Below are 22,938 nucleotides of genomic sequence, written 5' to 3' on the forward strand. Positions count from 1 at the left end.
CCGGAACCGCCGGTGGAGCCGATGGGCGTCGACTACGACGCGCTCGAGGACTTGCTCGGCGACGCCGTGGTCGGCCGCGAGAGCCACCTGAACGCGGACGGGTTCGTGGTGCGCGCGGACCGGGTCGAGGAGTCGCTGAGCGCGCTGAAGGAGGAAGCCGGCTTCGACCACCTCTCCGCGGTCACCGCGCAGGAGTACGAGGACCGCTTCGAGTCCATCTACCACCTGAAGAAGTACAATGACCCGACGGAGGAAGTGTCCGTGGTGGTGCCGACGAGCCGCGACGACCCCGTGAGCCAGTCCGCGTCCTCGGTGTTCGAGACCGCGAAGTGGCACGAACGCGAGGCGTACGACCTCGTCGGCGTCCAGTACGACGACCACCCCGACCTCCGCCGCATCCTCCTGCCCGAGACGTGGCAGGGCCACCCGCTCGGCCGCGACTACAACCAGAACAAGCCCCAGATCGTGACGTTCGAGGAGAACAAGAACCCCCTCGAAGGGAAGTTCCGGGACGAGGAGTCGGACACGATGTTCCTCAACATCGGCCCGCACCACCCGGCGACCCACGGCGTCCTCCACCTCGAAACCGTCCTGGACGGCGAGCAGGTGGTGGACGTGGAACCCGACATCGGCTACCTCCACCGCTGCGAGGAGCAGATGGCGCAGAACGGGAACTACCGCTACCAGATAATGCCGTACCCCGACCGGTGGGACTACGCGTCGGCTGGCCTCCTGAACGAGTGGGCGTACGCCCGCACCGCGGAGGACCTGAACGACATCGAGGTGCCGGAGTACGCGCAGGTCATCCGGACGATGGGCGCGGAACTCTGCCGCATCGCCAGTCACATGCTCGCGCTCGGGACGTTCTGTCTCGACATCTACGGCGAGTTCACCGCGATTTTCATGTACGCGATGCGGGACCGCGAGAACGTCCAGAAACTCCTCGAAGACCTCACGGGCCAGCGGATGATGTTCAACTACTTCCGCCTCGGCGGCGTCGTCTGGGACATCCCCGAACCCCGGGAGACGTTCTTCGAGAACGTCCGGGAGTTCCTCGACGACCTCCCGAACCGCCTGGAGGAGTACCACGACCTCATCACGGACAACGAACTCTTCCAGCTACGTTGCGTGGACACGGGCGTCCTCGACGCCGACACCGCGAAGGACTTCGGCGTCACCGGCCCCATCGCCCGCGCGTCCGGCGTGGACTACGACCTCCGCCGCGACGACCCCTACGGCTACTACGAACACCTCGACTGGGACGTGGTCACGGAGTCCGGCGGCGACAACTACAGCCGCCTCTTGGTGCGGATGCGGGAGGTCGAGCAGTCCGCGCGCATCATCGAGCAGTGCGTGGACCTCCTCGAGGACTGGCCCGAGGACGACCGCGAGGTTCAGTCGAACGTCCCGCGCACCCTCAACCCCGAGGCGGACCGCGAGACGTACCGCGCTGTCGAGGGCGCGAAGGGCGAGCTCGGCGTCTACATCCGGTCGGACGGCACCGGGAAGCCCGCGCGCTTCAAGATTCGGAGCCCCTGCTTCTCGAACCTGCAGGCGCTCCCTGCGATGAGTAACGGCGAGTACATCCCCGACCTCATCGCCACCCTCGGCAGCCTCGACATCATCCTGGGTGAGGTGGACAGATGAGCACGCTCCCCGTCACCATCAGCGAACTGCTCGGGTACGGCGCGACACCCCCGTTCTGGGTGGAGCTCCTGAGCGCGCTGCTCGCCGCGGCGTTCATCGCGACGCTGCTGTTGACGCTGAGCGCCATTGCCGGCCCGTGGGCGAAGCGGAAGATCACGGCGGCGTTCACCGACCGCATTGCCGTGAGCAAGGTCGGACCGTTCGGCCTGTTCATCATCGTCGCCGACGCGGTCCGCCTGCTGTCGAAGGAACGCATCGTCCCCGAGGGCGTCGACCGGCCCGCGTGGGACCTCGCACCCTTTCTCCTGCCGTTCAGCGCGCTCCTCGGGTTCGCGGTGATTCCGATGGGGAACGGCATCCAGCTCGCCGACCCCGAGGTCGGCATCGCGTTCGTCTTCGCCGTCTCCTCGCTCTCCGTGCTCGGCATCGTCGCCGGCGGCTACGCGTCCTCGAACAAGTACTCGTTCCTCGGCAGTATGCGCGCCGTCGCCGAGAGCATCGCGTACGAGATTCCGCTCGTCGTCACGGCCGCCTCGGTCGTGTTGCTCGCCGGGTCGCTCCAGGTGAGCGAAATCGTCGCCGCGCAGTCCGGCACGCTCGCGGTCATCGCGGGCGTCCGCATCCCGATGTGGTTCGGGTTCGTGAACCCGTTCGCGTTTGCACTCTTCATGGTCGCGAACCTCGCCGAGGTCGGACGGAACCCCTTCGACCTCGCTGACGCGCCGAGCGAACTCGTCGCCGGCTACCAGACCGAGTACTCCTCCGTCTACTTCGTCCTCTTCTACCTCGGGGAGTTCCTCCACATCTTCCTCGGCGGCGCAATCATCGCCACGCTCTTCCTCGGCGGTCCCGCCGGCCCGTGGCTTCCCGGTATCGTCTGGTTCATCGCCAAAATCTGGGCGGTGTTCCTCTTCACGCAGTGGTGTCGGTCCGCGGTTCCCCGCGTCCGGGTCGACCAGCTCATCGAGATGGGGTGGAAGGGCATGCTCGTGCTCTCCTTCGCGAACCTCGTTCTCACCGCAGTCATCGTGGGGGTGATCGCATGATAGGCGTACTCAAATCCATGGCGACGACGATGAAGCACGCGCTCGACGGGAAGACGTTCACCGTCGAGTACCCGGATACCGCGCCCGAAGTGAGTCCGCGGTTCCGCGGGATTCACAAGTTCAGTCAGGAGCGCTGTATCTGGTGTCGGCAGTGCGAGAAGGTGTGTCCGAACGACACCATTCACATCGTCACCGACGACAAGCGACAGGGCGAACAGTACAACCTCCACGTCGGCCAGTGCATCTACTGCCGGCTCTGCGAGGAGGTGTGTCCCGTGGACGCCATTCTGCTGACGCAGAACTTCGAGTTCACCGGGGACACGAAACACGACCTCGCGTACAACAAGGAACAGCTGAAGAACGTTCCGTGGTACAAGGACCTGGACCCGCTCGCGGCCCGCGAACCCGACCGGTCCGCGTGGGTGGGCGAGGGCGAAGGCGAGGTGGATTACCAGTGACGCTCGTCGAAACGGGCGCGTTCGCGGTGCTCGCGCTCGTCACGCTCGCGTGCAGCCTCGGCGTCGTGCTGATGCGTGACGTCTGGCACTCCGCACTGATGCTGGGCGGCGCGCTCCTCTCGCTCGCCGTGCACTTCGTGTGGCTGAACGCGGAGTTCCCGGCGGCGATGCAGGTGCTCGTGTACGTCGGCGGCGTGCTCGTGCTCATCGCGTTCGCGGTGATGCTCACGCGCGCCGAAGAAGAAGGGGAGGACGCGGAGGTGGCCGGCTGATGACGCGCTTCCGCTTCGCGGAGGACCTCAACGTCCTCCCCGGTCTCGTCGCGCTCGCCCTCTTCGTCGTGATGGCCGCGGCGTTCCTCGGCGCGAACCTCCCCGACCCCGCGGGCTACCCCGCGGACGCCACGCTCATCACCGACATCGGGTACTCGCTCTTCGACTTCACGGCGGAGAGCGGCGTCCCGACCGAGGGCTTCCTCGCCGCGTTCGAACTCATCGACCTGGTGCTCGTCGCGGCGCTCGTCGGCGCCGTCCTCCTCGCGAAACGCGAGGACGGCAGCATCGGCAATCCGCTCCAGTGGGGTGACGACGAGTGATACCCACGGAGTACTTCCTGCTGCTCTCGGCCGGCATCTTCTGCATCGGCCTGTTCGGCGTGCTCACCCGGCGGAACGCATTGGTCTTCCTGATGAGCGTCGAACTCATGCTGAACGCCGCGAACCTCAACTTCATCGCGTTCAGCCACATGCACGGCAACCTCGTCGGACAGACGTTCAGCCTGTTCGCGATGGCGCTCGCGGCCGCGGAAGTCGCCGTGGGCATCGGTATCGTGCTCACCCTGTACCGGAACTTCAAAGGCGTCGATGTGACGATTCCTACGTCAATGAGGTGGTAAGATGGCGGGTGCACTCGACTACGCTGCGGCGATTCCCGCCCTGCCGCTCGCCGGATTCCTCGTCGCGCTCCTCGTCGGCCACTACGCGCCGCGCGTCCTCCCACGGGACGGCGCGATACCCGGAATCCTCGCGACCGCAGGGTCGCTGCTGCTGTCCGCGTGGGTCTTCCTCACGGTCAGCGGCGGCGAAACGCTGAACGAAGAACTCTACACGTGGGTCGCCGGCGACGGCACCTTCAGCCTCCACTTCGGCCTGCTCGTCGACCCATTGTCGGCGATGATGGCCGTCCTGGTGTCGCTGGTCGCGCTGCTCGTCCACGTGTTCAGCCTCGGCTACATGAACGCCGAGAACGAACCCGGCCGGCCGCGCTACTACGCCGGCCTCGGGCTGTTCACCGCGAGCATGCTCGCGTTCACGCTCGCCGACAACCTCCTGATGAGCTTCGTCTTCTTCGAACTCGTCGGCTTCTGCTCGTGGTGGCTCATCGGCCACTGGTACACCCGGCCCGGCCCCGCGAGCGCCGCGAAGAAGGCGTTCCTCGTCACCCGGTTCGGCGATTACTTCCTCCTCCTCGGCCTCGTGGGGATTCTCGGGACGTTCGGCACCGCGACGTTCACCGAACTCCCCAAACTCGTCGCGCAGGGCCTCGACGACGGCGCGACCACGTACTTCGGATTGAGCGCGCAGAACTGGTTCGCCGTCCTCGGCCTGCTCGTTCTGGGTGGCGTCATCGGGAAGTCCGCGCAGTTCCCGCTGCACACGTGGCTCCCGGACGCGATGGAAGGCCCGACGCCCGTGTCGGCGCTCATCCACGCGGCGACGATGGTCGCCGCAGGCGTCTACCTCGTCGCGCGCATGTACGGCTTCTACGCGCACCTCCCGACCGTGCTCGCCGTCATCGCCCTCATCGGTGGGTTCACGGCGCTGTTCGCGGCGACGATGGCGCTCGTGAAGCGCGAAATCAAGCAGGTGCTCGCGTACTCCACCATCAGCCAGTACGGCTACATGATGCTCGGGCTCGGCGCGGGCGGGTACGTCGCGGGCGTCTTCCACCTGCTCACGCACGCCGTCTTCAAGTCCCTCCTGTTCCTCGGCGCGGGCGTCGTCATCGTGGCGATGCACCACGACGAGGACATGTGGAACATGGGCGGCCTGAAGGACAAACTCCCGGTGACGTACTGGGCGTTCCTCGCCGGGTCGCTCGCGCTCGCCGGTATCGTGCCCTTCGCGGGCTTCTGGTCGAAGGACGCCGTCCTCCACGAAGCCCTCGTCTACGGTCTCGGCGGGAACACGGCGCTCCTCGTCGCGGCCGCGCTCGGCCTCGTAGCGGTGTTCTTCACCGGCCTCTACACGATTCGGATGGTCCTCCTCACCTTCCACGGTGAGGCGCGCACCAGCGAGGCGGAGTCCGCGCACGGCGTCGGCTGGAGCATGAAACTCCCCGTCGCCGTCCTCGGCGTCGGCGCGACCGTTGTCGGGTTCGTCAACCCCGGACTGGTCGAGAAACTCACCGGCGCGAGCGTGACGTTCCTCGACTCGTGGCTGCACGGCCCGCTGGAAACGACCAGCGCGGGCGGCTACCACGAAACCGTCGCGGCGCACGCCGCGTACACCGCGACCGAGGTCAGTAGCGTGCTGACCGCGGGCGTCTCCCTGGCGCTCGCACTCGCGGGCGTCCTGCTCGCGTGGCTGCTCTACCGCGGCCCCGAGCCGACGGAACACACGGAGAAACTCGGGTCCGTGAAAACCCTGCTCTACAACAACTACTACCAGGACGAGTTCCAGGACTGGCTCGCCACGAGCGTCGCGCTCCCCGTCTCGCGGGGCGCGAGCAAGTTCGACCAGGGCATCGTCGACGGCGTCGTCGACGGCGTATCGAGCGTCACCCTCTTCAGCGGCGCGCAGACCCGCCGCCTGCAGACCGGCCGGGTGTCGAACTACGTCACGCTCCTCACGCTCGGCCTCGTCGTCATGCTCGCCGTGGTCGGGTTCCTCGGGGGGTGGTTCTAGATGTTGATAGAAGCCTTACTCGCAGTCACGTTCCTGAGCGCGCTCGCCGTGCTCGCCGCGCCCGAGAAGTGGGCGGCGAAACTCGCGGCCGCGCTCAGCCTCCTGCCGCTCGCCGGCAGTTTCCTGTTGTACAGTCGCTACGACGGCGCGGGCAACGCCCTCCTCCAGAGCGGCACGCCCGCGTTCGAAACCACGCGCGAGTGGATATCGTTCGGCGGATACGCGCTCCAGTGGCACGTCGGACTGGACGGCGTGAGCCTCCCGCTCGTCCTGCTCACGGCCGTGATGACGACGGTCGCCGTCGTGACCGCGTGGAGCTACATCGACGAGCGGCGCTCCGCGTTCTACGCGCTCCTCCTGTTCACGGAAGCCAGCCTGTTCGGCGTGTTCGCGGCGCTCGACTTCTTCGTCTGGTTCGTGTTCTGGGAGTTCGTGCTCGTCCCGCTCTACCTCCTCGTCGCCGTCTGGGGCGGCCCGCGGCGGACGTACGCCGCTATCAAGTTCTTCGTGTACACGAACGTCGCGAGCCTCGTCCTGTTCGTCGGATTCGTGCTCGTCGTGTTCGCGTCGCCCGTCGAATCGTTCGACCTCGCGGCCGTCGCGGCCGCCGTGCGCGGCGACGAACTCACGACGTTCTACGGACTCGCGCCCGACACCGTCACCACCATCGCGTTCTTCGCGCTGTTCTTCGGGTTCGCCGTGAAGACCGCGCTGGTGCCGTTCCACACGTGGCTCCCGGACGCGTACACGGAAGCCCCCACGCCGGTGACGCTCGTGCTCGCGGGCGTCGTAACGAAGATGGGGACGTACTCGCTCCTGCGGTTCAACGTCACGATGTTCCCGGAGACGATGCGCGAGTTCGCGCCCCTGCTCGCGGCGATTGCGGTCGTCACGGTGCTGTACGGGTCGTTCGTCGCGGTGAGCCAGCAGGACCTCAAGCGCATCATCGCGTACACTTCCATCCCGTCGATGGGGTTCGTGCTCCTCGGCCTCGTCACGTACACGACGTACGGCCTCGCGGGCGCGACCTTCCAGATGGTGAGCCACGGCCTCCTCATCGGCCTGCTGTTCCTCGCGGTCGGCGCCATCGAGCGCTCCGCGGGCACCCGGATGGTCGATAAGCTCTCCGGCGTCATGTCGGAGATGCCCGTCACCGGCAGCCTGTTCGTCGCGGGCGCGTTCGGCTACATGGGCCTCCCGCTGATGAGCGGGTTCGCCGCTGAGTTCTTCATCTTCACCGGCTCCTTCCAGGCCGCGTACGAGAACGCCGCGCTCTTCACCGCGATAGCGATGTTCGGAATCGTCGTCATCGCCGGCTACCTGCTGTGGACGATGCAGCGCGTGCTCTTCGGCCCGTACGCGGTCGACACCGACGCCGCGGTCGCCGACCCGGCCCGGAGCGCGCTCGCGCCCGGCGTCGCGCTCGTCCTGCTCGCCATCGGCCTCGGCGTCGCCCCCGACGTCTTCATGGGTATGATTCAGGACTCCATCAACGCGATTCTCGGAGGTGGTGTATAGATGGTCGAACTCCCACCGCTCTCCCCGCAGTACGTTCTCGCGATTGCGGCGCTGCTCGTGCTCGCCGTGGACACCATCGCGCCCGGCGAGCGCAAGGACGGCCTGCTCGCGTCCATCGCGGGCGCCGGAACGCTCGTCGCGACCGGACTCGCCGTCTGGTTCGCGTGGGCGGGCACCGGTAGCGACGCCCTCACGGCGTTCGAGGGGGCGCTCGTCGTGGACGACCTCGCGCTGTTCTTCACGGTGCTCGTCGGAGCGGTCGCCGCGCTCGTCGTGGTCGCGTCCTACGACTACGTCCACGAGCACGCGCACGCCGCCGAGTACTACGCGCTCGTCCTGCTCGCCACGACCGGGATGAGCGTGCTCGCGGCCGCGAACAGCCTCGCGACCGTGTTCGTCGCGCTCGAACTCGTCAGCCTCCCCTCCTACGTCCTCGTCGGCTTCCTGAAGTCGAACAAGGACAGCGTGGAGGCGAGCATGAAGTACTTCCTCGTCGGCGCGCTCTCCAGCGCGGTGATGCTGTACGGCATCAGCCTCGTCTACGGCGCGACCGGGTCGCTCGCCCTCCCAGACATCGCGGCCGCCGCGTCCGAGCAGTCCCTCGACGGCGTGTTCGGCGTCGGCGTGCTGATGGTGCTCGGCGGGTTCCTCTTCAAGACCGCGAGCGTCCCCTTCCACTTCTGGGCGCCCGAGGCGTACGAGGGCGCACCCGCGCCCATCAGCGCGTTCCTCTCGTCGGCGTCGAAGGCCGCCGGGTTCGCCGCGGCGTTCCGCGTCTTCACGACGGCCTTCCCGCTCGACGCCGTCGCGTCCACGGTGAACTGGGCGCTCGTCCTCGCCGTGCTCGCCGCGGTGACGATGACGCTCGGGAACTTCGCCGCCGCCCGCCAGGAAGCCGTCAAGCGCATGCTCGCCTACTCCAGCATCGGGCACGCCGGCTACGTCCTCATCGGCCTCGCCGCGCTCGCCGGCGACGCCGACGGCCTCGTCCTGGGCGCGAGCATGATGCACCTATTCGCGTACGGCTTCATGAACACGGGCGCGTTCCTCTTCGTCGCGCTCGCCGAACACTGGGGCGTCGGCGAGACGTTCGAGGACTACAACGGCCTCGGCCGTCGCGCGCCCGTCGCCTCCGCGGCGATGACCGTGTTCGTGTTCAGCCTCGCCGGCCTCCCCGTCGGCGCGGGCTTCCTCTCGAAGTACTTCCTGTTCGCGTCCGCCGTCGACGCCGGGTTCGTCTGGCTCGTCGCCATCGCGGTCGTGAACAGCGCGCTCTCGCTCTACTTCTACTCGCGCGTCGTGAAGGCGCTCTGGGTCTCGGAGCCGGAGCCGGCGTTCGACATCCGGTCGCGGCCCGTCGGCCTGTACGCGTCGGTCGTCACCGCGGGCATCGTCACCGTTCTCCTCCTGGTGGCGTTCGACCCCGTCGCTGACACCGCCGTCGCCGCCGCCACGTCCCTTCTCGGGTAGTCGGCGGTAGACGGTAGGTTTTAGGCCGGCGGCAGGATAGCCGGACGTGATGGTATTCCGGCTCGTCCTCGGGTGTGGGACGACAGGCCACGCGGCCGTCGACGAACTCGGCGGCCAGCCGGGCGACCTGCTCGTCCTCGACTCGGACGCGAGCCGCGTCGAGTCCCTGCGAAACGAGAAGGTGCCCGCGGAGACGGCGGACATCACTGACCCCGCGAGCATCGACCGCGAAACCGTGCCGGACGTCGTGTTCGTCGGTGCCGACGACCCGGAGACGACCCTCGGCGCCGTTCGCGCCGCCACGGTCGCGTACCCGGACGCGTACGTCGTCGCGTTCGCGGGATTCGGCGCCACCCGCGCCACGCGGGACGCGCTCGACGCAGCGGCGGACCGGGTTGTGGACGCCGGCGCCGCTGTTCTCGACGACGTAGCGGAGACCGCCGCGCGCGGGGGCTCGGGACGCGTCCACGACCTCCGCGGCACCCTCCAGGACGTGGACGGCCGGCTCGCGGTGTTCATGCACGACAACCCCGACCCCGACGCTATCGCCGCCGCGGTCGCGCTCACCCGCATCGCGGACGGCGTCGGGACGCCCGCGGACGCCTGTTACTTCGGCGAAATCAGCCACCAGGAGAACCGGGCGTTCGTGAACCTCCTCGACCTCGACCTCGTGAACCTCGACCCGGACGCCAGCCTGGACGACTACGCGGGCATCGCGCTGGTCGACCACTCGCGGCCGGGCGTGAACGACCAACTCCCGCCGGACACCGAGGTGAGCGTGGTCATCGACCACCACCCATCCGAGGGCGAGATAGACGCGGACTTCGTGGACGTCCGCCCCGAGGTCGGCGCGACGAGCACGATTCTCGTGGAGTACCTCAGCCAGCTCGGCGTCGACCTCGACACGTCCGTCGCCACCGGCCTGCTGTACGGCATCCGCGTGGACACGAAGGACTTCTCGCGGGAGATAACGACCGCGGACTTCGAGGCCGCCGCGGAACTCCTCGCGTACGCCGACGTGGACGTCCTGGAGCGCGTCGAGAGCCCGAACGTGAGCGCGGACACGTTCGACGTTATCGCGCGCGGCATCGGGAACCGCCAGCTGAACGGCTCCGTGCTCGCGTCCTGCGTCGGCTCGATCAACGACCGGGACACGCTCGCGCAGGCCGCGGACCGACTGCTCGCGATGGAGGGCGTCACCGTCACGTTCGTCTACGGGTTCATGGACGGCACCGTGTACGCGTCGGCGCGCGCCCGTAGCGCGGACGTGGACCTCGGGAGCGCGCTCCGCGAAGCGTTCGACGATCTCGGGAGCGCGGGCGGGCACGCCGACATGGCGGGCGCGCAGATACCGATGGGCGTCTTCGACGTGCTGGAGGGCGACGCCGCGGACGAACTCACGTCCGTTCTCGAGGACGCCATCGCCAGCCGGTTCTTCGACGCGGTCCGGTAGCAGGGCTTTTCCTCCCCGGAATCCTCTATTCGGTATGGACGAGGCGTTCGAGGGCGGCCCCGGGAAACCGAAGGTCAGCGAGTACATGACGCGGGACGTGCAGACCGTCTCGCCCGACGACACGGTCGCCGAGGTCGCGGAGCGCATCGCGCAGAGCGACGGCCACAACGGCTTCCCCGTCACGGAGGGCCGCCGCGTCGAGGGCTTCGTGAGCGCGCGCGACCTCCTGCTCGCGGACGAAGATGCGGCCATCTTCGTCGTGATGAGCGACGACCTCATCGTCGCCCATCCCGACATGGACGTGACCGACGCCGCGCGCGTCATCCTCCGCTCCGGCATCCAGAAACTCCCCGTCGTGGACGACGCCGGCCACCTCGTGGGCATCATCTCGAACGCGGACTTCATCCGCTCCCAGATAGAGCGCGCCACCCCGGAGAAAGTCGGGAAGCTCACGCGCACGCTCGAATCTATCCACGGCGTCGATGCCGACGAGGAGCGCCGCACCGTCCGGCTCGCGGACATCGTGCCGACGCAGAACCGCGTGTACGCGGACGAACTCGAGGGACGCCAGTACGAGCTCGAACGCGGCCTCACCGAACCGCTCGTCGTCATCGACAACAAGGGCCAGCTGTTGCTCGCGGACGGCCACCACCGCGTGAAAGCCGCCGAACAGGCTGACATTCCGGAGATGGACGCGTACGTCATCGTGCTCGACCGCCGCGTCGACCTCGGGATGGCGAAGACCGCGGAGAAGGAAGGCCTGGAGTCCGTCGCGGACATCGACGTCGTGGACTACGCCCGCCACCCGCTCGTCGAGACCACCGAACGCTTGCAGTAGCTCAGAACACGGGGTCGCCGTTCCGTCGCGCGTCGAGTCTGGTGAGCGAGCTGTCGTACGTGAGTTCGAGCGTTCTGCCCTCTTCCTCGAAGCGAACGGTCGCGTTGTCGTCCACCGACACCTCCGGGGCGGTGTCGGCGACAGTGCGATAGATGGGTTCGGCGTCGATGTCGCGGCCGAGTGCGGCGTAGAACGCGACAGTCGCGGCGTCCCGGACGCCGCGCGTGGCGAGCGTGAACCGGGCTTCCCACCAGCAGTGCGGACAGGAGACAGGAACCGCTGGAACGCCCTCGTACTCCTCGAACGCACCGTAGTCGAGCGTACTGCCGCATCGTGGACAGACGTTCGTCGTGACGGTGTCGAGCAGGACGCCCGTGTGTCGGCCGGCTGCCGCGACCGTTTCGTCCAGCGTCCGTCCGGCGGGGAGCCGCGGCGGCACGAACGTCCGGAACCGGTAGGTGTCGTGTTTCGGGCACGTGACGTCAACGACGCCGCCCCAGACGAACGCGTGCAAGCGCTCGCCGCAGGGTGCGCGCTCGTCGAGTCGGCCGGTTCGCGGGTCGGTCGCGGGCTCGGTCGCGTTCGCCATCTCTGTCGCGCGGAACGCGGCCGGGGTCGGGTAGTACGTCTCGCCGTCCTGCCGGACGAACGCGCCGCGGAGACGGTCGAGGTGGTAGTTGAATCGACCGCCGTCCTCGACGCCGACCGCTTGCCGCAGATCGCTGAAACGCCGCCCACCGGTTCCGTCGTTCGGGTTGAATGACTCAACGAGTGCCGCCACGATAGCGTACCGTGTGTCGTCCGCGAGCAGTTCGAAGACCGTCGTCGCGTCCTCGCTCACGTCCGCCGCGTTCGACATTCGCCGGCTAAACAGTTTCGTGTGGTCTACTTGACTGAAACTCGGTTCTGGAAACATTTACCACGCGACACGGGGAGGATTCGTGCATGCAGCGAACGCAGGCGCGAGCGGACGCGGACGCGACCCCTGAAACAGTCCTTCACGTCGACGCCCTCCGGAAGACGTACGGCGAGGGCGACGAGGCGGTGACGGCCGTCGACGGCGTCTCGTTCGACGTGTCGCGGGGCGAGGTCGTGGGCGTGCTTGGGCCGAACGGCGCGGGGAAGACGACGACCATCAAGTCGATTCTCGGACTCGTGGTGCCCACGTCAGGAACGGTGGAGATTGCGGGCGTGAGCGCGCACGAACACCCACGGGAGGTGTATCGGCACGTCGGCGCGATGCTGGAGGGCGCGCGCAACGTCTACTGGCGGCTGACGGTTCGCGAGAACCTCGATTACTTCGCGGCGCTCGGCGCGAACCCCGCATCCCGGGAGCGACAGGACCGCTTGCTCTCCCAGTTCGGTCTCGCGGAGAAAGCGGACGACGCCGTGAACGACCTCTCCCGGGGCCAGAAACAGAAGGTGTCGCTCGCGTGCACGCTCGCCCGCGGCACAGACGTGGTGTTCCTCGACGAACCGACCCTGGGATTGGACGTGGAGGCGTCACTGGAGCTCCGCCGGGAACTCCGCCGGCTCGCAGAGGAAGAAGACATCACTGTCGTGCTGTCGAGTCACGACATGGACGTGGTGGAGGCGGTCTGCGACCGCGTCGTCATCCTCTCCGACGGGTCGGTCATTGCTGACGACCCCGTGGGCGACCTCGTCGGCGTCTTCGAGACGCAGGCCTACCGCGTCGAAGTCGAAGGACGAGTGTCCGAGGACGCGCGCGGGACGCTCGAAGCCCGGTTCGACGCCGCGGACTGGACGACCCGAGGCGAACGCACCGCGTTCGACGTGACGCTCGCGGGCGACGCGTCGCTCTACGACGTGCTCGACGTGCTTCGGGACGCCGGCCTCGCGCTGTCGGATGTGGACAGTCACGACCCCGACCTCGAAGACGTCTTTCTCTCCGTCACGGAGGACGCGCGATGAGCACGGACGTGACGCTCGCGGACTACACCCGGTTCTTCCGGGCGTCCGCGCGCAAGACCGTTCTCCTGCTCGTGCGCTACCCCGTGAACACGCTCTCGCAGGTCGGGACGCTGATTCTCGTGTTCTTCGTCATCTTCTACGGCGGTCGCGCGGTCGCGCCGGCCGCCATCGACGACTCGCTCTCCGGCATCATCGTCGGCTACCTCCTCTGGAGCATGGCTATCGCCGCGTACAGCGGGCTGTCGTGGGCCGTGACGCGAGAGGCACAGTGGGGGACGCTCGAACAGCTGTTCATGTCGCCGCTCGGGTTCGGCAGGGTGATGGCGACCAAGACCGTCGTGAACGTCCTCGAATCCTTCCTCTGGGGCGCGATTACGCTCGCCGTGATGCTCGTCGTCACCGGGCGGTCGCTCGCGCTCGACCCGTTCACCGTCGTGCCGCTCGGCGCGCTCGCCGTCGCGCCCGCCGTCGGAATCGGGTTCGTGTTCGGCGGACTCGCCATCCGGTTTAAGCGCGTGGAGAACGCCTTCCAGCTCCTCCAGTTCGTCTTCATCGCGCTCATCGCCGCGCCCGTCGGCGACTACCCGCTCCTGAAGTGGCTGCCGCTCGCGCAGGGCAGCCACCTCCTCCAGCGCGCGATGGCTGACGGCGTCCCCCTCACCAGGATGCCCGCGGGCGAACTCGGCGTGCTCGTCGTCACCGCGGTCGGCTACCTCGCCGTCGGGTACGCCGCCTTCCACTACTGCCAGCGCTGGGCGCGCCGCGCTGGCGTAATGGGCCACTATTGAGTGCGGTACGCGGAACCTTAATGGATTGTGCGGCAAAATTTGTGGTATGTTCGACGAGGAGGAGCTGTCGGAAATCAGGGCGGCGCGTTCGGACTGGGAGCGCGACACGCTCGACCCCGTCCTGAACAAGTACGGGGAGCGCAAGGACCGGTTCGCGACCGTCTCGAACCTCGAAGTCGACCGGCTCTACGACCCCACGGACGTCGACGACCTCGACTACACCGAAGACCTCGGGTATCCCGGCGAGTACCCCTACACGCGCGGCGTCTACCCCACGGGCTACCGGGGGCGGACGTGGACGATGCGGCAGTTCGCCGGCTTCGGGACCGCGGAGGAGACGAACGAGCGCTTCCACTACCTCATCGAGAACGGCCAGACCGGCCTCTCCACCGCTTTCGACATGCCGAGCCTGATGGGGCTCGACTCGGACGACCCGATGAGCCTCGGCGAAGTCGGGAAGGAGGGCGTCGCCGTGGACACCCTCCGCGACATGGAGATACTCTTCGACGGCATCGACCTCAGCGAAGTCAGCACGTCGTTCACCATCAACCCGAGCGCGCCGGTCATCTACGCGATGTACGTCGCGCTCGCCGACCAGCAGGGCATCGACCGGAGCGAACTCCGCGGGACGCTCCAGAACGACATGCTCAAGGAGTTCATCGCGCAGAAGGAGTGGGTGATTCCGCCCGAACCAAGCCTCGACCTCGTCACGGACACCGTGGAGTTCTGCACGCGGGAGACGCCGAAGTTCCACCCCATCTCGATTTCGGGCTACCACATCCGCGAAGCCGGCAGTACGGCCGCCCAGGAGCTCGCGTTCACGCTCGCGGACGGGTTCGCGTACGTCGAGGACGCCATCGAGCGCGGCCTGGACGTGGACGCGTTCGCGCCCACGCTGAGTTTCTTCTTCAACAGCCACAACTCGCTGTTCGAGGAGGTGGCGAAGTTCCGAGCCGGCCGCCGCATCTACGCCCGCACCATGCGCGAGGAGTACGGCGCGACGGACGAGGCGTCCCAGAAGCTCAAGTTCCACACGCAAACCGCCGGTCAGTCGCTGACCGCCCAGCAACCCCTGAATAATATTATTCGGGTGACGATTCAGGCGATGGCCGGCGTTCTGGGCGGAACGCAGAGCCTGCACACGAACTCCTACGACGAGGCGCTCGCGCTCCCCTCGGAGGACGCGGTCCGTGTGGCGCTACGCACCCAGCAGATTCTCGCGGAGGAGTCGGGCGCGGCGGACATCGTCGACCCGCTCGGCGGGAGTTTCGCCGTCGAAGCCCTCACGGACGAGATGGAGGAGACCGTGCTCGAGTACCTCGCGGAAATCGAGGAAATGGGCGACGGCTCGATTCGGGACGGCGTCCTCCGCGGCATCGAGGAGGGGTACTTCCACCGGGAGATTCAGGAGTCCGCGTACGAGTACCAGGAGCGCGTTGACGCGGGCGAGGAGGTCGTCGTCGGCGTGAACGAGTACGCGAGCGAGGACGACGAGGAACTCGACCTCCTGCACGTGGACGAGGAAGCGGCGCGCGAACGCCAGCTCTCCCGGCTCGAATCGGTGAAGGACGAACGCGACGACGCGGCGGTCGAGGACGCGCTCTCCGCGCTCGCGGACGCCGTCCGCTCCGGTGAAAACACGATGCCGTACGTGGTGGACGCCGTGAAGGCGTACGCGACGATGGGCGAAATCATGGACGTGTTCGAAGCCGAACACGGCTCCTATCAGGAGACGGTCGGCGTCGCCTAGAGGTACGCCGAATCCCAGCGGCTCGGCTTCCGGCTGTTCTCGCAGTCCGCGCACTCGACGCGCTCCATCGAATCCATCACGATGTCGAAACTCCCGCAGTTCGAGCAGTAGTAGCCGTACGTGTTCTCGCGCTCGTCGTCGGTGTACGCGACGTAGAACGGTGCCTCGCTCCCGCGCTCGCGTTCGTCGAGCGCGACGTACACGGTCTCGCCGTTCACGTCGTGTTCTTCGAGGAAGTCCGCGGGCCCCTCGGCGTCCCGGCGCTTGCCGTACGTGTGCTCGTCGAACGACTCGCTACCGACCTCGACGGTGTGCGTGCCCACCCGCTCGTAGCCGTGTTCGTGGTAGAACGCGTTCCCCTCGTCGTTCGCGGCGAGCACGACGCCCTCGACGCGGTTCGCGCCGCGTTCGAGCGCGCGCTCCTCCGCGCGTTCGAGGAGCGCCACGCCGACACCCTCGCCGCGGCTGTCGGGGTGGACGTGCAGCCACTGGATTTCAGCCGCGGACTCGTTCGGCTCGTCGAGCTCCACCTCCGCGAACCCGACGACCGCGCCGTCGGACTCCGCGACGACGTAGAACACGCTCTCGGCGTCGATGCGGTCCGCGAGCCGGTCCGTGGCGTACCACTTCTCGAGCACTCCCGCGACGGCGTCCTCGCCGAGCGCGTCCGCGTACGACGCGTCGAGCGACGCGCGCGCGACGGTTCGAATCCCTTCCGCGTCGTCGTCGACCGCAGCACGAACCTCCATGAGTTAGCGTAGCACGGCCAGACACATAATCCGGTCGACGAACACGACCTTTTGAGCCTCCACCCGCAACGACCGGTATGGACGCGCTCTGCTTCGACATGTACGGCACGCTCTGCGACACCGCCAGCGTCACGCGAACACTCCGCCGAGAACTCGATGCGAGCGCGACGCACGCGGCGAACATCGACGCGACGTGGCGGCGACGCCAACTCGAATACGCCCAGCAGCGCTCCCAGATGGACGACTACGCGACGTTCCGCGAGGTCACCGCGGACGCGCTCGATTACGCGCTCGCCCGCCACAACGAAACCCCGAGCGCGGAGACTCGAAACCGACTCCTTGATGCCTACGACACCCTCGACCCCTTTCCCGACGCGCTGGACGCACTGGACGCGCTCGCCGGGCGTTTCGACCTCGCCGTCCTCTCGAACGGCAACCCCGCGATGCTCGACGCGCTCGCCGCGAACACCGGTATCGACAGCCGCGTCTCCCGGATTCTGAGCGCCGACGCCGTCTCCACGTTCAAACCCACTCCCGCAGTGTACGAACACGCCGCGGACGAACTCGACCGAGACCTCGACGACTGCTGGCTCGTCTCCTCGAACGCCTGGGACATCGCGGGTGCGTCGCACGCCGGAATGAACGCCGCGTGGGTGAACCGGGATAACGACCCCGCGGAACGCGTCGGCGGCGACGCAACCCTCGAACTCCCGTCGCTCGCCGCCCTCCCGGACGCGCTCTAGTCCTCGTACCGGGAGACGAGCGCAACCAGGCCGAACGCGGCCGTGAGCCCGGTTCCGACGAGAACCATTCCGATAAACGCGAGGTTCAGCGGTGACATCGGGAGCATCAGCGGCCCCACCCCGACCGACGACACGCCCAGTTCTTCGAGGCGCGGTTGAATCGCGATACCGACGAGGTAGCCGAACACGCCGACGACCAGGATGGTCGCGACGTACATCGTCTTGATGACGCGCCGACCGGACGTTTCTTCGCGCACACCCCTAGTTCAGGACGGAGTGAGTAGGCTTTTGCGCTCTCGTCCCGCAGATTCCCGTATGGACGAGACGGACCTCCTCTTCGTCACGCTCGTCGGCGTTGCACTCCTCATGTTCGTCACGGGATTCGTACTCGTACTGAACTAAGAGAAAAACCGGGACGCGTTCCGAACTCAGTCTGCGGACTGCGCTTTGTCCGCTTCCGCGTCTTCTTCCCCGCCGTCAGGGAGTTTCGTCTCGAGTTTCTGCTCGAACCACGCCCACTCGCGCGTGAACTGCCCGGTCTCCTTCAGGTTCCACGGGTCACCGCTCTCGACGCGCTTCCCGCTGCGGAAGGACTGAATCATGTTCCAGAGCCAGATGACCTGGCCGACCGCGATGATGACCGCGCCGAGCGTCGCGATGCCGTGTGCGCTCACGAACAGACTCTGAAGCGCCTCGTGACTCCCCGCGATAGGGGAGAGGTCGAACGTCGCGTACCGCCGCGGCATCCCGCCGTACCCGAGGACGAGCATCGCGATGAACGTGACGTTCGCGCCGACGATGGAGAGCCAGAAGTGCCACTGTGCGAGCTTCTTGTTGTACAGCCGCCCCGTAATCATCGGGAAGTAGTAGTAGGTCGCGGCGAACAGCGCAAACCCGATCATCCCGAACACGATGAGGTGGAAGTGTCCGACGACGTAGTAGGTGTCGTGCATTAGGAGGTCGAACGGGATGGCCGCGAGGAACACGCCCGTCACGCCGCCGAGGATGAAGTTCTGGAGCGCGCCCACACAGAACAGCATCGGTGCGGTGAGCCGAATATTCCCGTTCCACATCGTCGTGATCCAGTTGAACGTCTTCACCGCGCTCGGTATCGCGATGGCGAGCGAGACCGCCATGAAGCTTGCGCGGAGTCGGGGGTCCATCCCCGTCGTGAACATGTGGTGAGCCCACACGCCGAAGGAGAGGACGCCGATGGCGAGCGTGGAGTAGACGACGAACTTGAACCCGAACAGCTTCCGACCCGAGAACTTCGGGATGAGGAGGCTGAGAACGCCCATCGGTGGCAACACCAGGATGTACACTTCGGGGTGGCCGAAGAACCAGAAGAGGTGCTGCCAGAGCATTGTTCCGCCGCCCTCGACCGTGAAGAACGTCGTGCCGAAGTTACGGTCGAGCAGCAGCATGATGAGCGCCGCGCCGAGCAGCGGGAACGCGAACAGGATGATGCCGCCCGTCGTGAGCACGGTCCAGCTGAAGATGTCGAGGTTCTTCCAGGGGACGTTGCGCTCCGCGACGATGGTCGCGATGAAGTTGATACCCGCCATCGTCGTCGCGATACCGGAGAGGTGCAGTCCGAGCAGCATCAGGTCGACGCCGGGATTCGGCATGTACAGCGACCCGCCGGCCGCGGACTTCCCCGTAATCGGGGGGTACATCGTCCAGCTTGTCGGTGCAGGGATGACGTCGAACCCAAGCGGCTTCAGGAAGTAGCCCGCCCAGATGAGGACGGTCGCAAAGGGCAGAATCCAGAACGCGATGGCGTTCACGCGCGGGAACGCCATGTCCTCGGCGTCCACGAGGATTGGGATGACGTAGTTCCCGAACGCGAACGCGAGCGGCGCGGCGAACAGGAAGAGCATTGTAATCCCGTGTGTCGTGAGGAATCCGTTGTAGAGCGTCGCTCCCCCGATACCGCCGAGCAGTCCGCCGACGGTGTTCAGGAAGTCCATTTTGGGCGTGATGAGCTCGAACCGCATCAGCATCGCAGCTAGACCGCCCCAGAGGAATGTGACAACGCTGTACACGAGGTAGAGGATGCCGATGTCCTTGTGGTCGACTGTCGTCAGCCACCGAGTGATGCCGCCCGGTTTCTCCGCGTGACCGTATCCGCCCTCGCCGTGGCCGCCGCCACCGACGGGGGAGTAGGAGCGCCAGTCCTCGAGACGCGTGAGCCAGCCGGCCACGGCCACGAGGAGCACCCCCATCAACACGGTCAGCACCAGTTGCGGGGTGAGTTCCATGTCCCGAATTGCGGACCGGAGCGTAAAGAAAGGTTAGGTTCCGCCCGCGTGCGGCGACTATTCCTCGATGCGTTTCGCGGCGGCGTACGTCAGGACGGCGAGCGCGATGAACGGCAACACCAGGAGCGCGTACTGGAGAACCATCCCGAACAGCCCCTCGTTCGCCCACGGATTGAACACGGCGAACAGCGCGGCGAAGAACGCGATAATGGCGAGCGGGATGATGTTGACCGTGAGGTCGAGGAGCACGTCCTTGTCGAACACCTTGTTGGTCATTAGTCGAGTGTGCGCGCCGATAACGGAAATATCTTTTCAGAATCGGCCGGTTTCGCCGAGCCAGAACCCGATACCCGCGAGAATCGCGATGACGCCGGCGCCGAGAACGGTGCCCGCGCGGATGCGAAGCCCCCAGTAGAGGAGCGCGCCGCCGGCGAGCGCGAACAGCGCGCCGACGCCGAGCGCGGGCGCCCAGAGCGAGGACGCGTACCCGGATTCCCGGAGGATGCCGATGACGCTGGCTTCGAGGAGCACGACGCCCCCAACGGCGAGCGGGATGAGCGCGCCGCCGAACAGGATGCCGAGTTCGGAGAGTACGAACCCGAGTGCGATGAACACCGGCCACGGACTCGACCGCCGGTACTGGTCGCTCAGTCCGGGTTGTTCTTCCATACCCGGGATTGGGCCGGGAGGCTTAGAAAACCCATCGTTTACGCGACGGCGGCGTACGTGATGAGGAAGAAGAAGTAGACGAGGACGAGCGCGCCGAGCGCCTTGTACTGGAACAGCCGGAGATCGTCCGCGTCCGCGTAGTAAGCGTCCTCGTAGGCGTCGCGTTCGGCAGCACTCATCGCGTCATGGTGGCTGCGGCCGACGTGCATGTCGCGAATCGTCTCGCTCGGGAACGCCATCCCGCAGTGTGGGCAGGTCGACGCCTCGGCGTCCTCGGGAACGTGTGTTTCGGTCATACGTAGGGCGGGGGGAGTTCGGGTTGGGTGACTATCCAGAGGCTTGTCATCGTGTACAGCACCATCACGAGCGTGACTGCGTACTGGCTGCGGAGCGCTTGAATCCGGCTCGGGAACGTCTCGAACGCGATGCTGTGCGCGACCCAGATGGCGAGCAGGTGGCCGGCGAGCACGGACACCACCGGCACCGCCTGCAGCCAGGCCGGAATCGTGAGGCCCGGCACGGTCCCCGCGGTGAGCGGCGTGACGAGCGCGTGCACGAGCAGCGGGGAGAGCGCGAGGAAGTACGCGAGGTAGTGCGCGAGATGGTACGCGGCGGCTATCGCGAGCAGCGACGGCGCGAACAATCGCGCGACGTCCGCGGTCGTCCGGTACGTCGGCGCGGTCCGGCGGGCGAGCCGCGCGGACGCCCGGTAGACCGCGAGGAAGACGAGGTACCCGCCGACGAGCGCACCCGCGTACAGGACGGGCGCGGGGACGCCCGCGGGCACGACCGCGTTCGCGAGGTCGGTCCAGACCGGCGTGGACGTGAGGCCGTCGAACGTGGTCGCCCAGACGAGCGCGACGACGAACCCGACCTCCGAGCGGTCCGCGAGCAGGTCGTCGACGAGGCCCGCGCCCGGCAATCGAAGCCGGAGGCCGTCGTCGGTTCGCGTAATCGGGGCGACTGCGCCGTACAGCCGGAAGATTCGGGAGAGCGGGTCGACGCGCTCGAACCAGTCGGTGACGCCGAAGACGGCGCTCCCGGCGAGCGACACCGTGAGGTAGGCGAGCGCGAACGCGGCGAGGACGCGCGGGTCGTCCGCGAGCGGGCTGGTCACCTCGACGTAGACGAGCACGAGGAGGAACGCGACGCTCGGCCATGCACCCACTCGCTCGGGGTACTCGCGGACGCCGTCGCCGAGCGGGCGAGCGAGCGTGCGGAACGGGTCGACCGCGGGCCACGTGTTCCCGACGAGATATGTGGTTATCGCGTACCCCGCCCACCAGCCCGCCCACACCACGATGATGGCCGCGGACTCCATCGGCGCCGTCGGCCCGAAGAACCCGGACACCACCACGAGCAGCAGCCCGCCGAGGCCGACGAGCCGGCCCGCCCGGGCGAGCGCCGATTCCGGCACCTGAACGCGCCGGCCGAGTTCGTGGACGTGCTCGATGAACGCGCGGTCGGTCGCGAAACTCGCGAGCAGGAAGGACGCGCCGACGACGCCGCCGCCCGTGAACAGGAACAGCCACGTCGGCACCGCCATCCGCTCCGGCGCTGCCCCCGATAGTCCGCCCGCGTGCGCGAGCGCCGTGCCCGTGTACGCGACGAGCATACTCGTCACGGCGGCAGTCCTGACGGCCGCGCGCAGCCGGCGACTCATACCCGACGGTTCGCCCTCCCGGGTACTGTCGGTTTCGGAACGCGGTTGGGAGGCTTTTTGGTGGTCGCCGAACAACAGCCGGCTATATGACCGCAGACGAGTCAGGTGGACACGGCTTCCTGCCAGCCGTCCGCGACTTCCCGCGCGGGTACGGCGAAGCGAGCTGGTGGCCGTTCATCGGAGCTATCGGCGCGAGCGGCCTCTACCTCGGCGCGATGCTGTACGTCTTCGCGCACGGCGAGAACAACCTTCTCGGCAGCACCACGCCCGGGCTCGCGGTGTTCGGCGTCTCCACCGTCCTGTTCGTGTTCGGACTCTTCGGCTGGATGTACCACGCGTTCGCGTACAAGTTCTGGGACAACGAATCCCACAACGAGGGCAAGAGCCTGCGCTGGGGGATGGTGTTGTTCCTCTCCACTGACATCGCGACGTTCGGCGCCGGGTTCGCGTACTACTTCTTCATCCGCTCGGGAGCCTGGGGCGAGGGAACGATTCCGCACGGCGGCATCTTCGGGTCGCTCGTCGTCGCGAACACCCTCATCCTCATCCTCTCCAGCTTCACCTTCCACTGGGCGGAAAAACGCCTCGCGAAGGACGACCACCGCGGGTTCGTCGCCGGCCTCGCCGTCACGCTCCTCCTCGGCATCGTGTTCCTCGGCGGCCAGGTGTACGAGTACTACGAGTTCATCGTGCACGAGGGCTTCACGCTCAGTGAGGGTATCTTCGGGAGCGCGTTCTTCGGTCTCACCGGCCTCCACGGCCTTCACGTGACGCTCGGCGTGCTCCTCATCGCTATCGTCCTCTTCCGCGCCGTCCGCGGCCAGTTCTCCAGCGACCGCCACGCCGCCGTCACCACCGTCTCCTGGTACTGGCACTTCGTCGACGCAGTCTGGATCTTCCTCGTGCTCGCGCTCTACGTCGGCGGCCAGCTCGGAACCGACCTCGGCGTCGCCCTCTAATCGCGGTCTTTCGCCTCCCGTTTCACTCCCGTCGAGCGCGAGCCGCGCCGATACGCGACGCCCCGTCGAGCAATCCTGATAGAGCAGCC

25 protein-coding genes are annotated in these 22,938 nt (G+C 67.2%); 17 read left to right on the forward strand and 8 right to left on the reverse strand.

Features of this window, described 5'->3' with window-relative positions; translation table 11 throughout:
• Nucleotides 1-21 precede the first annotated feature (21 nt).
• Genes U3A55_RS14520 through U3A55_RS14570 form a run of 11 tightly spaced genes read left to right on the forward strand, consistent with a single transcriptional unit; the run spans nucleotide 22 to nucleotide 11,335 of the window.
• Nucleotides 22-1,647 carry an NADH-quinone oxidoreductase subunit D gene (locus tag U3A55_RS14520; protein ID WP_442978315.1) on the forward strand — a complete coding sequence of 542 codons (1,626 nt, stop codon included), beginning with the start codon at nucleotides 22-24 and terminating at the stop codon, nucleotides 1,645-1,647.
• The gene (locus U3A55_RS14525; protein ID WP_330992215.1) at nucleotides 1,644-2,693 is read left to right on the forward strand and encodes a complex I subunit 1/NuoH family protein; all 1,050 of its coding nucleotides are present in this window, start codon (nucleotides 1,644-1,646) and stop codon (nucleotides 2,691-2,693) included. The genes U3A55_RS14520 and U3A55_RS14525 overlap by 4 nt, the downstream gene beginning before the upstream one ends.
• Nucleotides 2,690-3,151 (forward strand): NuoI/complex I 23 kDa subunit family protein, encoded by a 462-nt coding sequence (locus U3A55_RS14530; RefSeq protein WP_145843825.1) that lies wholly within the window; start codon nucleotides 2,690-2,692, stop codon nucleotides 3,149-3,151. The genes U3A55_RS14525 and U3A55_RS14530 overlap by 4 nt, the downstream gene beginning before the upstream one ends.
• Complete coding sequence (locus U3A55_RS14535; protein ID WP_330992216.1) at nucleotides 3,148-3,423, forward strand: NADH-quinone oxidoreductase subunit J; 276 nt, start codon at nucleotides 3,148-3,150, stop codon at nucleotides 3,421-3,423. The genes U3A55_RS14530 and U3A55_RS14535 overlap by 4 nt, the downstream gene beginning before the upstream one ends.
• Nucleotides 3,423-3,746: an NADH-quinone oxidoreductase subunit J family protein gene (locus U3A55_RS14540; RefSeq protein WP_330992217.1), complete on the forward strand. Its 324-nt coding sequence runs from the start codon at nucleotides 3,423-3,425 to the stop codon at nucleotides 3,744-3,746. The genes U3A55_RS14535 and U3A55_RS14540 overlap by 1 nt, the downstream gene beginning before the upstream one ends.
• Nucleotides 3,743-4,045, forward strand: coding sequence for an NADH-quinone oxidoreductase subunit NuoK (gene nuoK, locus U3A55_RS14545; protein WP_330992218.1), 303 nt, complete (start codon nucleotides 3,743-3,745; stop codon nucleotides 4,043-4,045). Before U3A55_RS14540 ends, nuoK begins: the two co-directional genes overlap by 4 nt.
• A 1-nt stretch (nucleotide 4,046) precedes the next feature.
• Nucleotides 4,047-6,056, forward strand: a complete 2,010-nt coding sequence (gene nuoL, locus U3A55_RS14550; protein WP_330992219.1) for an NADH-quinone oxidoreductase subunit L — start codon at nucleotides 4,047-4,049, stop codon at nucleotides 6,054-6,056.
• A complete protein-coding gene (locus tag U3A55_RS14555; RefSeq protein ID WP_330992220.1) occupies nucleotides 6,057-7,574 on the forward strand; it encodes a complex I subunit 4 family protein in 1,518 nt (505 codons plus the stop codon).
• Nucleotides 7,575-9,044 (forward strand): NADH-quinone oxidoreductase subunit N, encoded by a 1,470-nt coding sequence (locus U3A55_RS14560; RefSeq protein WP_330992221.1) that lies wholly within the window; start codon nucleotides 7,575-7,577, stop codon nucleotides 9,042-9,044. It begins immediately after the preceding gene.
• Between the two features lie 49 nt (nucleotides 9,045-9,093).
• A complete protein-coding gene (locus U3A55_RS14565) occupies nucleotides 9,094-10,497 on the forward strand; it encodes a DHH family phosphoesterase (protein ID WP_330992222.1) in 1,404 nt (467 codons plus the stop codon).
• Nucleotides 10,498-10,531: 34 nt separating this feature from the next.
• Entirely contained in the window at nucleotides 10,532-11,335 is an 804-nt protein-coding gene (locus U3A55_RS14570) for a CBS pair associated ParBc domain-containing protein (RefSeq protein ID WP_330992223.1), read from the forward strand.
• Between the two features lies 1 nt (nucleotide 11,336).
• Here the strand turns inward: U3A55_RS14570 and U3A55_RS14575 are convergent, their stop codons facing one another.
• Nucleotides 11,337-12,194, reverse strand: coding sequence for a winged helix-turn-helix domain-containing protein (locus U3A55_RS14575; protein ID WP_330992224.1), 858 nt, complete (start codon nucleotides 12,192-12,194; stop codon nucleotides 11,337-11,339).
• Between the two features lie 86 nt (nucleotides 12,195-12,280).
• On the opposite strand from U3A55_RS14575, the gene U3A55_RS14580 reads away from it, so the two are divergent.
• The 3 genes from U3A55_RS14580 to U3A55_RS14590 are packed head-to-tail and all read left to right on the forward strand — an operon-like array spanning nucleotide 12,281 to nucleotide 15,805.
• Nucleotides 12,281-13,267 carry an ABC transporter ATP-binding protein gene (locus U3A55_RS14580; RefSeq protein ID WP_330992225.1) on the forward strand — a complete coding sequence of 329 codons (987 nt, stop codon included), beginning with the start codon at nucleotides 12,281-12,283 and terminating at the stop codon, nucleotides 13,265-13,267.
• On the forward strand, nucleotides 13,264-14,055 hold the full coding sequence (locus tag U3A55_RS14585) for an ABC transporter permease (RefSeq protein WP_330992226.1): 792 nt from the start codon (nucleotides 13,264-13,266) through the stop codon (nucleotides 14,053-14,055). The genes U3A55_RS14580 and U3A55_RS14585 overlap by 4 nt, the downstream gene beginning before the upstream one ends.
• Nucleotides 14,056-14,101: 46 nt before the next feature.
• Nucleotides 14,102-15,805, forward strand: coding sequence for an acyl-CoA mutase large subunit family protein (locus tag U3A55_RS14590; protein ID WP_330992227.1), 1,704 nt, complete (start codon nucleotides 14,102-14,104; stop codon nucleotides 15,803-15,805).
• Here U3A55_RS14590 and U3A55_RS14595 read toward each other — a convergent pair.
• Nucleotides 15,802-16,554 (reverse strand): GNAT family N-acetyltransferase, encoded by a 753-nt coding sequence (locus U3A55_RS14595; RefSeq protein WP_330992228.1) that lies wholly within the window; start codon nucleotides 16,552-16,554, stop codon nucleotides 15,802-15,804. The genes U3A55_RS14590 and U3A55_RS14595 overlap by 4 nt on opposite strands.
• Nucleotides 16,555-16,631: 77 nt before the next feature.
• Between U3A55_RS14595 and U3A55_RS14600 the strand changes: the two genes are divergently transcribed.
• Nucleotides 16,632-17,297, forward strand: a complete 666-nt coding sequence (locus tag U3A55_RS14600; protein ID WP_330992229.1) for a haloacid dehalogenase type II — start codon at nucleotides 16,632-16,634, stop codon at nucleotides 17,295-17,297.
• Here the strand turns inward: U3A55_RS14600 and U3A55_RS14605 are convergent.
• Nucleotides 17,294-17,554, reverse strand: a complete 261-nt coding sequence (locus U3A55_RS14605) for a DUF7520 family protein (RefSeq protein ID WP_330992230.1) — start codon at nucleotides 17,552-17,554, stop codon at nucleotides 17,294-17,296. The two genes, U3A55_RS14600 and U3A55_RS14605, sit on opposite strands and share 4 nt — an antisense overlap.
• A gap of 19 nt (nucleotides 17,555-17,573) precedes the next feature.
• Between U3A55_RS14605 and U3A55_RS14610 the strand changes: the two genes are divergently transcribed.
• Nucleotides 17,574-17,699, forward strand: a complete 126-nt coding sequence (locus U3A55_RS14610) for a hypothetical protein (protein WP_330992231.1) — start codon at nucleotides 17,574-17,576, stop codon at nucleotides 17,697-17,699.
• A 26-nt stretch (nucleotides 17,700-17,725) separates the two neighbouring features.
• Here U3A55_RS14610 and U3A55_RS14615 read toward each other — a convergent pair whose 3' ends face one another.
• The 5 genes from U3A55_RS14615 to U3A55_RS14635 are packed head-to-tail and all read right to left on the reverse strand — an operon-like array spanning nucleotide 17,726 to nucleotide 21,890.
• Nucleotides 17,726-19,558 (reverse strand): cbb3-type cytochrome c oxidase subunit I, encoded by a 1,833-nt coding sequence (locus tag U3A55_RS14615; RefSeq protein WP_330992232.1) that lies wholly within the window; start codon nucleotides 19,556-19,558, stop codon nucleotides 17,726-17,728.
• 57 nt (nucleotides 19,559-19,615) lie between these two features.
• A complete protein-coding gene (locus tag U3A55_RS14620; protein ID WP_330992233.1) occupies nucleotides 19,616-19,834 on the reverse strand; it encodes a DUF6684 family protein in 219 nt (72 codons plus the stop codon).
• A gap of 36 nt (nucleotides 19,835-19,870) precedes the next feature.
• Nucleotides 19,871-20,227, reverse strand: a complete 357-nt coding sequence (locus U3A55_RS14625) for a DUF7541 family protein (protein WP_330992234.1) — start codon at nucleotides 20,225-20,227, stop codon at nucleotides 19,871-19,873.
• Nucleotides 20,228-20,265: 38 nt separating this feature from the next.
• Nucleotides 20,266-20,523, reverse strand: a complete 258-nt coding sequence (locus U3A55_RS14630; protein WP_330992235.1) for a DUF7410 domain-containing protein — start codon at nucleotides 20,521-20,523, stop codon at nucleotides 20,266-20,268.
• A complete protein-coding gene (locus U3A55_RS14635; RefSeq protein WP_330992236.1) occupies nucleotides 20,520-21,890 on the reverse strand; it encodes a hypothetical protein in 1,371 nt (456 codons plus the stop codon). The genes U3A55_RS14630 and U3A55_RS14635 overlap by 4 nt, the downstream gene beginning before the upstream one ends.
• 86 nt (nucleotides 21,891-21,976) lie before the next feature.
• Here U3A55_RS14635 and U3A55_RS14640 point away from each other — a divergent pair, with 86 nt between their 5' ends.
• Nucleotides 21,977-22,849, forward strand: coding sequence for a cytochrome c oxidase subunit 3 (locus U3A55_RS14640; protein ID WP_330992237.1), 873 nt, complete (start codon nucleotides 21,977-21,979; stop codon nucleotides 22,847-22,849).
• Nucleotides 22,850-22,938 lie beyond the last annotated feature (89 nt).

This window comes from Salarchaeum sp. III, from assembly GCF_036418315.1.
Classification (GTDB): domain Archaea; phylum Halobacteriota; class Halobacteria; order Halobacteriales; family Halobacteriaceae; genus Salarchaeum.